Annotated in this window: 12 protein-coding genes and 1 pseudogene; 8 read left to right on the forward strand and 5 right to left on the reverse strand. The window is 50.3% G+C overall.

Annotated features, from left to right (window positions below; translation table 11 throughout):
* Positions 1-35 precede the first annotated feature (35 nt).
* The 4 genes from PKO01S_RS06920 to PKO01S_RS06935 all read right to left on the reverse strand — a co-directional run bounded on the left by PKO01S_RS06920 (position 36) and on the right by PKO01S_RS06935 (position 3,267).
* Positions 36-848, reverse strand: coding sequence for a Cof-type HAD-IIB family hydrolase (locus PKO01S_RS06920; protein ID WP_127530587.1), 813 nt, complete (start codon positions 846-848; stop codon positions 36-38).
* Between the two features lie 92 nt (positions 849-940).
* A complete protein-coding gene (locus PKO01S_RS06925; protein ID WP_127530588.1) occupies positions 941-1,453 on the reverse strand; it encodes a GNAT family N-acetyltransferase in 513 nt (170 codons plus the stop codon).
* A gap of 42 nt (positions 1,454-1,495) precedes the next feature.
* On the reverse strand, positions 1,496-2,110 hold the full coding sequence (locus PKO01S_RS06930; protein ID WP_164779518.1) for a C39 family peptidase: 615 nt from the start codon (positions 2,108-2,110) through the stop codon (positions 1,496-1,498).
* A 95-nt stretch (positions 2,111-2,205) separates the two neighbouring features.
* Entirely contained in the window at positions 2,206-3,267 is a 1,062-nt protein-coding gene (locus PKO01S_RS06935; RefSeq protein WP_127530590.1) for a hypothetical protein, read from the reverse strand.
* Between the two features lie 200 nt (positions 3,268-3,467).
* Here PKO01S_RS06935 and PKO01S_RS06940 point away from each other — a divergent pair, with 200 nt between their 5' ends.
* From PKO01S_RS06940 to PKO01S_RS06960, 6 genes and pseudogenes are all read left to right on the forward strand, one after another.
* The gene (locus tag PKO01S_RS06940) at positions 3,468-4,463 is read left to right on the forward strand and encodes a Gfo/Idh/MocA family protein (RefSeq protein ID WP_127530591.1); all 996 of its coding nucleotides are present in this window, start codon (positions 3,468-3,470) and stop codon (positions 4,461-4,463) included.
* 26 nt (positions 4,464-4,489) lie between these two features.
* The gene (locus tag PKO01S_RS06945; RefSeq protein ID WP_127530592.1) at positions 4,490-5,929 is read left to right on the forward strand and encodes a S41 family peptidase; all 1,440 of its coding nucleotides are present in this window, start codon (positions 4,490-4,492) and stop codon (positions 5,927-5,929) included.
* Positions 5,930-6,425: 496 nt separating this feature from the next.
* A pseudogene (locus PKO01S_RS29760) lies at positions 6,426-6,606 on the forward strand (IS1595 family transposase); the annotation flags it as partial.
* Positions 6,607-6,647: 41 nt separating this feature from the next.
* Positions 6,648-7,109, forward strand: a complete 462-nt coding sequence (locus PKO01S_RS06950; protein WP_127530593.1) for a GNAT family N-acetyltransferase — start codon at positions 6,648-6,650, stop codon at positions 7,107-7,109.
* 131 nt (positions 7,110-7,240) lie between these two features.
* Positions 7,241-8,095: an SDR family oxidoreductase gene (locus tag PKO01S_RS06955; protein WP_127530594.1), complete on the forward strand. Its 855-nt coding sequence runs from the start codon at positions 7,241-7,243 to the stop codon at positions 8,093-8,095.
* A gap of 149 nt (positions 8,096-8,244) precedes the next feature.
* Positions 8,245-8,823 (forward strand): RDD family protein, encoded by a 579-nt coding sequence (locus tag PKO01S_RS06960; RefSeq protein WP_127530595.1) that lies wholly within the window; start codon positions 8,245-8,247, stop codon positions 8,821-8,823.
* 722 nt (positions 8,824-9,545) lie between these two features.
* Here PKO01S_RS06960 and PKO01S_RS06965 read toward each other — a convergent pair.
* Positions 9,546-11,402, reverse strand: coding sequence for an LTA synthase family protein (locus tag PKO01S_RS06965; RefSeq protein WP_127530596.1), 1,857 nt, complete (start codon positions 11,400-11,402; stop codon positions 9,546-9,548).
* Between the two features lie 263 nt (positions 11,403-11,665).
* On the opposite strand from PKO01S_RS06965, the gene PKO01S_RS06970 reads away from it, so the two are divergent.
* On the forward strand, positions 11,666-11,920 hold the full coding sequence (locus PKO01S_RS06970; protein ID WP_246070476.1) for a DUF1450 domain-containing protein: 255 nt from the start codon (positions 11,666-11,668) through the stop codon (positions 11,918-11,920).
* Positions 11,921-12,079: 159 nt separating this feature from the next.
* Positions 12,080-12,586 (forward strand): ferritin, encoded by a 507-nt coding sequence (locus tag PKO01S_RS06975; RefSeq protein ID WP_127530597.1) that lies wholly within the window; start codon positions 12,080-12,082, stop codon positions 12,584-12,586.
* Positions 12,587-12,588 lie beyond the last annotated feature (2 nt).

The raw sequence follows: 12,588 nt of genomic DNA on the forward strand, positions 1-12,588 counted from the left end.
GGCCGGCTCTCTTAGCCCGATCGGCCTTTCTCGTATTAATGGTTCGAAGAAGCACCGCTCAGCACGAACTTCTCAATGACGTGGCGGACGCCTTCTTCATTGTTGCTCAGCGTGACAAAGTCGGCAATTTCCTTCAGTGCCGGCAGCGCGTTGCCCATCGCGACGCCGAGACCTGCCGCCTCGATCATCTCGCGGTCGTTCCAAGCGTCGCCGATGGCGATGGCTTGTTCCGCCGTGCAGCCGATGTGCTCTGCTAGAAAGCGGAGGGCGTGGCCCTTCGTGCCTTCCTTATGCGTAAACTCCAAATAGTGAGCCTTCGACTTTGTAATATGAACCCGTTCCCCAATCAACGGCTTCAGTTCCTCTGCCACACGGTCGAGCAGATCCGGATCATCAATGATAAGCATCTTCGTCTGCGGCTTATTCAGCAGCGAGGCGAAGTCCGGCTCGACAACGTAAGGGATTTTGGATAGCTGCGAATAGCGTTTGGCTTTGTCATTGTCCTCGCGGACATAGAGCACATCATCCACATACAGCTGCAGATGGAGATTGTGCGCAACGCAATATTCATCAAGCCGCTTGGCATCTTCCGTCGGCACGCTGCGTTCGTATAGCACTTCACCCTCCAGCAAAGTCTTCACAAGCGAGCCTTGGTACGTAATAATCGGTACGTTCAAGCCAATCTGGCTCGCGATCTGGCGTGCGGATGCATACATGCGGCCGGTGGCAAGCGTAACGAGTACGCCTTGCTCGATTGCTGCCGCCATGGCCTGCTTCGTGCCTTCGGTTACGGCTAATTCGTCATTAAGCAGCGTGTCGTCGATATCAATCGCAATCAGTTTGTACATAACAGTGCGGTTCTCCCTCTCTATCTTTCATTCGATTAGGGAGATTGTAGCTCATGTCGGCCGATTCGGCAATAGCCGCCGTTGGGCGGTCTCTAAGGCAACATTTTCGTAAAATACAGGTTGAGGTCGTCATCGAGCCATACTTGGCTGCCAGGGGCAACGGGCTGTTGGTTGTACATCACGCCTCTGCCGTCCGGGATGTATCCTCTCTTGGCATAAATTCGCTGCGCAGCGCCATAGCTTTCATACAGGCCGACGCCGATTCCGACAATCCCGCCATATTGCTCGAACGCGATTTGCTCGACGGCATCCATGAGAGCATTCCCGATCCCAAGCTGACGCATCGGAGGGAACACGTTAAAATCGTTAATTTCGGGAATGCCTTCGTCGGCGAAGTAAGGGTAATAAGAACGTTTCAGGAGATGCAGACTGCCGGCAAACTGCCCTTGATAAAAAGCGAGTAAGGTGACACGTTCACCTGTTTCGTTCTGTTCCCAGCACTGTCGGATGTAATCCCCAGGCTTCTTGATGCCGTGTTCGGCGAAATGAAAGGTGATGAGCTCTACATCTTCCGCTGTCATTGGACGAACTTCAATTGTTCTCATGATCGTTGCACCTCGACTATTGGGGGAATGAAAGCTGATATTTTATCCGAATGACATAAAGGCACCGGAGAACGAACGGGAGAAATCATCGATAGGGACACAATGATTGGCCCAATTATAATGCGTATTGAAGGACGGATGGTTAACGATAAAACAGTGCAGCAAGCCGTTCTTTCTCACTGCTCCGGTCACTACTATTAAATGGCCTCCTGGCTGAATAACCTCGCCATTGCTGTCCAATTTCCCGCCATTAAAACGGGCCGAAACCGAAGCGATGCAAGGCCTATTGTTCTCGATCTCCGACAGGATGTCCGTGACGCTGCTTTGCCGGAAAGTCCGGCCTTTCACGTCATACCTGCCCGCGATGTCGACCAGGCCTTTATGGATCCATCCCCGGTCGCAGTAGGCTCCCGTCTCCACGCCTTCATACACGAGTTCACCGTATGATTTGCTTAGCGGCAGGCTTCGGTCAAGTTGAAAGCCGTCGATGATCATTCGGACGCTTGCGATTCCGCAGCCGCGCACTTGCCAATGCTCAGCTTGTTCTTTGCTTTTGAAACCTTGAAGATTAGCGTCGTCCAGATCAACCTGCTGCGAATAGAACGGAATCGGATAAGAAACGGTTATCGTTTCAGTGAGCTCGTGTTGTGTTTCCATTGTCGAAAGACCTCCAGGTACGATAAGTATACGAACATGCGTCATCTCAGCATATGCCTCAAATGAATATAACCGTTTGATGCATGTTGAAGCGGTTACTGTATTTGGTTCAGGTTCGAACAAGCGCCGGCGAATGCTTCAGGCTCATCGAGCGTGAGATAGATGAAGGTGACTTGCCGAGGCTGAAACAGCAGCCCCTCCACAATGAACGGCTCGCGCAGCACAATGCAGACGTTAGCTGTACCGAGCATCGGTTCTGCAGAGTCGCGGCGCTGTTGCTTGGACGGCTTAAGCTCGATTCCGGTCTGTACGCTCGCAATAAGCGAATAGGGGACATCGGCTTGCAGGCGCAAGCCGTGCCGAATCTTTACGCTGCTACCCGTCAGACGAACCGGTTCGAGCGCGCTGCGGCGGCAATCCGCCCATATCAAGGCAATCAGCCATACCGTGCCGAATGTCGCAATCCACGCTAACGTTTCAGACCACATACGGACGAACAGATGAACGACGACCGCTTCGAACAGCAGAACCTTCGTCAGAAGGGCGAATGTCACGAACAGTCCCGTTGTTCGATGATAGGTGAATACTTGTTCCCCCGGTCGGCTTTTTGGTACGACTGCCTTCCAAGAACCTAGCAAGTAGTAAAGAACGGACACATCATGCCGGATGTACGCTTTGAGCTTGCCCGGTCCGAGAACGGCAGCGAGTGCTTCCGGCAATGGTTGTCCAGATTCGGTCTGCTGCTGTTTGCGGAGCTTCCGATAGACCGATATGGCAGACCGCAGCTCCCAGCCGATAAACAGAGCTTCGACCGGAAGCAGGATGAGCTCGACGGTCCAGAGCGAGACTTGCATACGGTTGTGAAGCGATAGCCAAGCGATCACGGCGCCGAGCGCAGCCCAAGGCATAACTTTGGCGAGCGGAGCGGCGGCTGTTAAGACGGTCTTGCTCTGCCTTCTAGCGACGAGCCAGTAGAAAAGTAGAGGGACGATCACGATGAAGTCGATCATAACGGCGGCGGATAGCACCCAATCAGAGCCCGGCTGATGCTGAAGTGAAGGATTGCGAATGACTAAGTTGTCGAACGTATAAATGAATAGAGCAGCCAGTACAAAAATAAAGAACGGCCTGCGCGTATGCATACGCCATGCTGGCATGGACAATCACTCCTTGGAAAGAGGAATGGAATAAATTAATTCCATTTTACGACAGAGCTAGAACGTATTCTTGTTAAACGTGTGAATAATGTGCGAGCATTTTATTCCGATGCCGTTGTCCTTTATAATGGAGTAGGTTCGAGGCTTTATACTAGCGGAGACGCCGTATTATTTTATAGAGAAAGGTTCGTGAACAGGATATGAAACTGCGTTGGGGCATTATCGGCTCTGCTAACATTGCTGTCAAATCGGTTATTCCGGCCATTCAGAAGTCGGAGCGGGGAGAAGTCGTCGCTATTGCAAGCCGCGGGATCGAGAAAGCGAAAGAAACGGCAGCTAAGCTGAACATACCAAAAGCATACGACTCGTATGAAGAGCTTGTCGCAGATCCGGAGATTGATGCGGTCTACATTCCGCTGCCGAACCATTTACATAAGGAATGGACGATAAAAGCGGCGCAAGCGGGCAAGCATGTGTTGTGCGAGAAGCCGGCATCGCTCAATGCGGAAGAAACGGCACAGATGGTCGAGGCCTGCAAGCAAGCCGGGGTCGTATTCGCGGAAGCGTTCATGTACCGTTACCATCCGCGCGTTCAGCGGGTGAAAGACATTATCGCATCGGGAGAAATCGGTGAGCTCCGCGCGATCAATGCAAGATTCACGTTCAATAACGCAGGAGAGATCGGTAACGTTCGTTATAAGTCGGAGTGGGGCGGCGGTTCCATCTATGACGTTGGCGTGTATCCGCTCAGCGCGGCGCGCTGGATTGTCGGCGCAGAGCCGGAAGCGGTGACGGTTCATGCGAAGTTCTCGGAGGCGCATGACGGCGTCGATATGATGTCGTCGGGCTTGGTTGAGTTCGCGGACGGCGTTGCTCTGACGTTCGATTGCGGGATGTGGGCAATCTACCGCGAAGGGATCGAAATTCTCGGATCGGACGGACGGATTGAGCTGGTCGGCGCCTTCAAGGATAACTCGCCAATCGTCGTCTATACGAACAACGGCCGCCGGGAAGAAGGAGCAGCCGAATTCGAAGGTTTGGACACATACACGCTGCAAGCGGACGGGTTTGCGAAAGCGGTATTCGGGGAGGCAGCGCTGCCGTTCCCGGCAGAGGACTCGATTGCGAATATGCGTCTGGTCGATGCATGCTTGGCGTCCGCTCGTACCAAATCCCGTGTGCTCGTTCAACAATAGGACAATTGAGAAAGCTGGTTTGAAGAATGAAAATATTTGCCTCGCAATTGGCACGTCAGCGGTTTATCGTATTCTGTCTGCTGGGTGCCCTCGCATCGGGCGCCGCAGGCTTCTTCATCGGCGTTATGTGGTTGAAAGAACGGCATCCGATTATGAAGGAGCCGACGTTCAACAACTTATCCGCTTCGTATAACGAGATTATGAGCAGTTATTTGAACGGCGCAGAGCCAAAGGCGCTTATCGACGGAGCGGCCGAGGGCATGGTGCAGTCGCTCAAGGATAAGTATTCCCGCTATATGATCGGAGAATCTGGCGAGGCTTATGTGCAAAATTACGAAAGCGAAGTCGTCGGAGTAGGCATTCAGCTCCGCGTAGAGGAAGCGGCGTTTATCGTCGACTCCGTCATTAAAGATTCGCCAGCGGAGAAGGCCGGGCTGAAGCCGGAGGACACGCTTCTCGCCGTTGACGGCACGTCAGTGAAGGGAATCGCGATGGATAAGCTCGTCGAGATGCTTCGGGGGGAGAAGGGGACGAAAGTGACGGTTTCGGTCCAACGTCCTAACCGCTCCGAGCCGATTCAAGTCTCGATGACCCGCGCTGCCATCCCTGTCATGACCGTTGCGCACGAGATGAAACCGGACGGAATCGGTTATATCGCCATCAGCCGGTTCGCACAGAAGACGGCAGAGCAATTCGAAGATGCGGTCGCCGATCTGAACAAGCAGGGAATGAAAGGGCTGCTGCTCGATCTGCGCAGCAATCCAGGCGGTCTGCTTGTACCGACGGTTGCGATCGCGAACCGTCTCATTCCTAAAGACCGTGTCATTCTGCAGGTCGTCTCCAAGGACGAGGCGGATGTGCACACATACAAGTCGGCTCAAAAAGAGCCTTGGACGATCCCGATCGTCGTGCTTACGAATCGCCATTCCGCAAGTGCGGCCGAGGTGCTTACCGCTGCGCTTAAGGAGTCGGCAGGAGCGATCGTCGTCGGTGAGACGACGTATGGCAAAGGTGTCGTTCAGCGGTTCAGCCAATTCCCGGACCAGTCGGTGCTCAGCCTGACGGAAGCGCAGTGGCGGACGCCGAAGGGCAACTGGATTAACGGCAAAGGCGTCGAGCCTGACCGCAAAGTAACGCTGCCGGCTTACACCGAGTTGCCGGCCTTGCCTTCCGGCACGGTCATGAAGCGCGGCGATTACGGAGATTCGGTCAAAACGCTGCAGCAGATGCTCGCCGCACTCGGCTATGATCTGCAAAGCGCTACTGACGGCGTATTCGACGAAGCAACCGAGTCGGCTGTCCTTCGCCTCCAACAGGCGCAGTCGATCGCACCGGCGAACGGTCAAGCTGGAGACAGCACGATGAACCAGGTGACCGAGCTTCTCCGCGACAAGCTGGAGAACGAGGACTATCAAATGCAAGAGGGAACGAAGGAACTCAAATCATCGCTGTCGTCGTCGCAGTAACTGAGATGCTGCGCAAACGAATGTTTCTTCCGATCGCTGGAGTCGTCGCTGTAACTGAGGTACTACGCAAACGAATGTTTCTTACGAGCGCTGTTGTTTTCGGATTCCTTGAACAATGAAATCATGGTTGGAATCCGAAAACAAAGGCGCCCACAAGCTTTCCGGAGGAAAGCTGCTTCGAAAGCATATGCTTCGTTTCTCCAGAAATCATTCGTCTGCTCCGTCTCTCGTTACAGCTCCTCCTTAGGTTTTAAAAGCGGCGCCCCGAATACATGGGGCGCCGTATTGTTTATAAGGTCATCGAAGTATCTGAGAACTGCGCAGACGAATGTTTCCTCCGTTGGAATCCGAAAACAAAGGCGAGCTACAAGCTTTCCGGAGGAAAGCTGCTTCGAAAGCATATGCTTTGTTTCTACAGAAATCGTTCGTCTGCTCCGTCCCCGCTACAGCTCCTCCTTGGGCTTGGACTTAATCGAACAAAGGTTGGCTCATTACCTTCAAATCCGACGGGAAGCAGCGGGTGAAGAGCATTTACCATATCCAGAACTCAACAGCTACCACTGCCGCCTTAAAATGGATGGATCGCTTTAAGGCGTTGTGATCAAGTATGTGCAGTTACTTGGCTTGGTTCCGCTACGTAGACAGCAAGGAATACGAATATTCGGCGTCGAACAAGAAACAAATACATCAAATCAATTTTAAAAAGAGGGGATAGGCTATGACTTCGTATCAAATAAAGAAATTAAATCTCGAAGACTATAATAAATGTAGTAATATTTGGGATATGGAAAAACAACCAAAAATGACGAAGATGTTTTATGATGAATTAGTAAGTGGTAACAGAGTTACTTTTATTTATTTAGAAAATAACGAGTTTTTAGGAGAGGGTTCGTTAGTTTTTAGAAACAATGACCCAGATTATACTATTCAAGATAAACGAATTTATCTATCTCGTATGATTGTAAAAGAAGAATATCGCAATCGTGGAATAGGTGGCATTATTCTTGATTATTTGATTGATTATGCTCAACAACTTGGGTACGAGGATATAGCACTCGGTGTTGATACAGATAACTTGAATGCAAGACATCTATATGAAAAGAAGGGATTTACAAACGTATTGTTTATTGGTAAGGACGAATATGGTGAATATGTAAAGCTCCTGAAAAAATTAAAATAGACAACATATATCAAACGTACCGCGGAGTTAATCGGCTAACATACTTCCCGCCGATTCTCGATACCCTTATATTACATCAAGGAATGTGTGAACTTTGTCGGGCGATAATTTCCGCAAAGGAGAGTAGTCGAATGGGACCGTTTGCGAATGATTTGCTAAAGAACAAAGTCGTTCTCATTACAGGAGGCGCGACCGGCCTTGGTCGTGCCATGGGGGAAATGTTCCTGGAACTAGGGGCGTTCCTTGCGATCGCCGGCCGCCGCGAGGACGTGCTGAAGCAAGCAGCCGAAGAGATGAACGGGGAAGAGAACAAAGTGTTCTATAAATGTTGCGACGTCCGGGACCCTACCCAAATTCAGGAGCTTGTGGATGCGGTGGAGCAGCATTTCGGACACATCGACGTGCTTGTCAACAATGCGGCGGGCAACTTCATCAGCCCAACCGAACGACTCTCTCACCGGGCTGTCGACGCGGTGCTGAACATCGTGCTGCACGGTACGTTTTATTCGACATTGGAAATCGGCAAAAGGTGGATTGAGCAAGGGCGCGGGGGCACCATGCTCAACATCGTGACCACTTACGCTTCCAACGGCTCGGCTTTCGTTGTGCCGTCTGCGGCTGCCAAGGCGGGCGTATTGGCGTTGACCCGCTCGCTTGCGGTGGAATGGGCGCGCCACGGCATCCGTCAGGTTGCCATCGCGCCAGGCCCCTTCCCTACGGAAGGAGCCTGGTCGAGGCTTTCTCCCACTCCCGAGCTAGAAGAGAAGATGATTAACCGCATTCCGCTACGGCGGGTAGGGAACAAGGAAGAACTCGCCCATCTGGCTGCCTATTTGATCTCCGATTACGCAGCCTACATGAACGGTGAAGTCGTCACCATTGACGGAGGAGAGTGGCTGCAAGGCGCCGGCCAATTTAATGATTTGCTCGAGCTTACCGAGCAGCAGTGGGATCAGCTTGCTGAGCTGACGCGGAAAGGCAAATAACGAGGGGGAACGATATTGAATAAGGATACTGCGGCAGTCGATCGTACAATCGGCTGCCTCTTTTATTCATCTAGCGGGGAGGATAGCATATTTAAATTCGCGAATAGCTAAACATTGCGAATTCACGAAGTTTTTAGGAGGCACCTAAAATGAGTCAAACAGGAGACAACGTAGAAGTTGGGTTGATTTATGTTCGCTTCTGGAGAAGAGTTCTGGCAAAAATCGTTGAAACGATTGTTGTTATTGTTCCAGTATCGGTTACCTATACGATAGCTACACATATCTCGGCATGGACAAAATCGGTGCTGCCTTTTGTTATTTACACAGTCCTTGCAATACTGTCTGTTGTATATTTTACCGTTCGTTACGGAGGGACACCGGGAAAACTGATTTTAAAGATGCGGATCGTTGATCGAAATGGGAATCGGTTAAAAATCGGGAATGCACTTATGAGAAATCTCTTTTATGTAATTTACTTACTTCAGTTAATTTACATTATTAGCCGTGGAATTTCGGAACAGGTCGACATGAAGGAAATCAATCACTACATAAATGTCACGTCTCAATCTTCTATAATGTATAACATCATTTTATGGATTACGATTGTGGATCAGTTGTTTGTTTTGTTCAATAAGAAGAGAAGAAGTATTCAAGACCTTCTCGGACAAAGCTATGTGGTTGATGTCCGCGGACAGAGCAAGACTGCATCCAAGGATACGAGTTTATGACTGTTTCAAGACGGAAAGTAAAGTCTCGTAAGCTGACGGAGAACGTTAGCATATTATTCAACAAGGTTTATGACTCGAGAAACCTTGAGGATTAAACCTGTTTAGTCTAAGACTCTTATTGTAAGATCGCATAACAAGCGGCGCTCCGAGACCCAAAGGAGCGCCGCTTCGTTTATTTCACTTATTATACGCGCCGCCAAAGTATATAAAAAAGTAACGTGACGGCAACCGCCAGCGGAGGGGGCAGAATCATGCTGAAGAAGCGTCAGCGCTCGCCTTTCGGATTGTTACATTGTGACGATCTTATAAGATCAGACAATCCGAGGACAACAGCGATCGTAATGATCTGCCGCCGGAGCGCGGCCGCACAAGGGACCAAAGCGAAGCAAAGGCGGCGCCCGGAATTAGGCCGGGTGCCGCCAGAGTATATAAAAAAAAGTAACGTGACGGCAACCGCCAGCGGAGGGGGCAGAATCATGCTGTAGAAGCGACAGCGTTCGCCTTTGTCACCGGATTGCTACCTTACAGCGGTCTAATGAGATCGAGCAATCCGGTGACAACAGCGATCGTAAGCATGATTCTGTCACCGCAGCAAACGCCCAACACAATGTTTCGGTCAGCTGCAACGAAGCGACCTCACGCGATCGTAAGCATGAATCTGCCACCGCAGCAAAGGCCCAACAAATATAAAAAAAAGGCGCCCGTATTGGGCGCCGTTCGCGTTACTTCCGGTCCGGAAGCTGCTTCACGTAGCTGTCGGACAGCTGCAGAAGCTTAAGGGCGTTCTCGTATTGCGGTTGAGTCGTCGGATTGTCCGTTGTCTTCGTGCTGTCTTCGATCTTGTAGTTCGAGCCGTCGTCGAACGCTTTGCCCGTCAGGAACACGTTCGAGTCCGTAATGACGGAGCCCGTCGGCAAGAAGTGACGCATCGGCAGCAGGTTGCTGGTGTTGTTCAGCAAGTCCTGACCGAAGTAAACTTGATCCTTCAGCGATACGCCCGTCAAGTTCGCAACCGTCGGCAGAATGTCGATCTCGCCGCCAGTATCCGTAATGGTCGACGGATAAGTAACGCCTGGAGCATGCATCATAAACGCAATATTAAACATGTCGGCGTAGCCGTATTCGTGGCCGATCATATCGTGCAGCAGATCCTGTTCATGGCCGTCCAGCGAGTACAGGGACAGACCTTGATGGTCACCATAGAACAGTACGATGCTGTCATCCCACAGACCGCTTGCTTTCAGTCCGTCGATGAATTGGCCGATTGCGTAGTCCGCATAGTTCTGCGAGCGGATGTAGTCGCCGACGATCGTGTCGTCGAACGCTTCCGGCAGATCGATACGGTTCTTCGCTTCCGGCAGGTCAAATGGATGGTGAGCACTCATCGAGATGACTTGTGCATAGAACGGCTTGTCGCCTTGGTCCATCTTCTTCAGTTCTTCCAATGATTTCGAGAACAGCACCTCGTCGGATGCGCCGAACGCTACGTGGTCTTCGTCCCCGAAAAATTGTTTGTCATAGTAATGTTCCCAACCGAGCGCCGGGTACAGCTCTTTGCGGTTCCAGAATTCCACGCTGTTGGTATGGAATGTAGCTGTTGTATAACCGTTCGCCTGCATCAGCTTCGGCAAGCTTGGCAACTGCTTCGCGACGTATTTGTCAGTTGCTGCTTCGTGCTTCGGCACGTACAGCGACGTATTCACAACGAATTCGGCATCGGAAGTTGTACCTTGACCGACCATCGTATAGAAGTTGTTGTAATGGAAAATGCTATGAGCCAGCTTATTCAGGTTCGGCGTAATTTCTTTTCCGTCGATCTTCAGATCGATCAGGAAGTCTTGGAACGATTCCATTTGAACGATAATGACGTTCTTGCCTGCCGCAGCACCGTGATATTTCGGATTAGCCGGCACTTGAACGCCTTTCAGGCTGTTGATGGCGTCTTGCGTAATTTCGCTCTTGTCGATGACTTCCTCGTCTCCGCTCGTATCGGCGAAGATCGTGTAAACCTCATAGTTGAGTATGCCCATCTCTTCGGCTTGCTTGTTCTCGTTCATGCTGGCCCGGTTCGGCCAAATGTTGAATAAGCAGAGTGCGACCGATACGACGAACAGAACCGACAAACCGATTTTGTTAACCGGCTTCATGCTGACGGATTGCCGGATCGATTTGTATTTTGGACGGTATACGATAGCAGCGAGCACCAGAATGTCCAGGAATACAAACAGATAATAAGGGTCGAGCAGCGAGTACGTGCTGTTGCCAACCTGTGTGACTTTGTCGGCTTGCCTTAATGCATGATAAGTGACGATAATGCCATAATATTTGTAATACATGAGTACAGTGAAGTATAGCAAGGTCATGAGCAAGTTTGTAATCATGTAATACAGCAGCTTACGCTTGCCGGCGAGCCATTCGATAATGCAGAATACCGCCCAGAAGAAAGGGATCTCCGTTACCATCGTCATGATGGACGGACCTTCATCGAATACGACGAACCAAGCGAGGAAGCTTTTGAGCATAATGACGACAGTGAAGTAAATAAATCTGCGATTGAGCAGTCTCATTAGAACAGACAACCCTATACACTCCCTTTTTCTATATCTATATTGATAGTCTCGTATAAACACATAATTGTATTCTACAACTACGTATGACGATGTCAATGTTTGATTCTTCTTTTGATGTCATTTGACTCCTTAAACATATGCCGACAGGGAACAAAAAGATGCAGAACTAGACGAGTTCACAAGATTGCAAGAAAGTGTGAACATTTTTTGGCTGTTGGATATTGACTTCGAGAATGATAATTCTTATCATCTAGAGTAGAGAATCATTATCAATGAGAATTGATATGTGCGGGGTGCGGATGATGAAAATTAAGTATTGCGCCAAAAACTTAAAAGCTAATGATGCGAAGCCGGTCTACAAGTCGGTGAAGAATGACTATCCCGATATGAAGCATAAGAAGGAAGAGTGTCTCGGCCGCTGCCGAACGTGCAAGCACGAGTGCTTCGCCATGATCGGTAAAACGACGATCGTCACTGCGCCTACGGCCAAGAAGCTTCGCAAAAAAATAAAAGAAGCGATCGGTTAATCATTACCCGATTGTTCATGAGATGAACCGTTGATAACGGTTCTCTTCATTTATGAACTTTTGCGGCCTTTTTCCTTTTTTCATTGTCGATTGGAGTCGGGGTATACTATACTGAGTCTAAGCAACCGACATGAAAAGAATGGAAGGAGCGAATCCGCAATGAACGATACATTGGTTGATGCACTGAATGAGCAAATGAACTTTGAATTTTACTCCGCTCACGTCTATCTAGCTATGGCAGCCTACTGTTCAGGGGAGAGCCTTGACGGTTTCGCTAACTTTTTCATCGTGCAAGCTGAAGAAGAACGATTCCACGCGATGAAAATATACAAGTTTCTGAACGACCGCGGTAAGCGCGCTCTGCTGGCCGGTATGGATACGCCGAAGAACGAGTACTCCTCGATGCTGGAAGCGTTCGAAGCCGGGTACCATCACGAGAAGGTCAATACGAAGCGGTTCTATCATCTGTCGGATCTCGCTTGGAACGACCGCGAGCATGCGACGATTGGCTTCTTGAAATGGTTCATCGACGAGCAAGTGGAAGAGGAAGCGCTGTTCGATGGCATTATTCAGAAGCTGAAGCGTATCGAGAAGGACAGCAATGCCTTCTACATGATGGATACCGAATTCGCAGGGCGTTCGTTTACGCCGCCTGCTGGCGAATAAGA

Origin of the sequence: Paenibacillus kobensis NBRC 15729 (assembly GCF_004000825.1) — a bacterium.
GTDB lineage: Bacteria > Bacillota > Bacilli > Paenibacillales > Paenibacillaceae > Paenibacillus_T > Paenibacillus_T kobensis.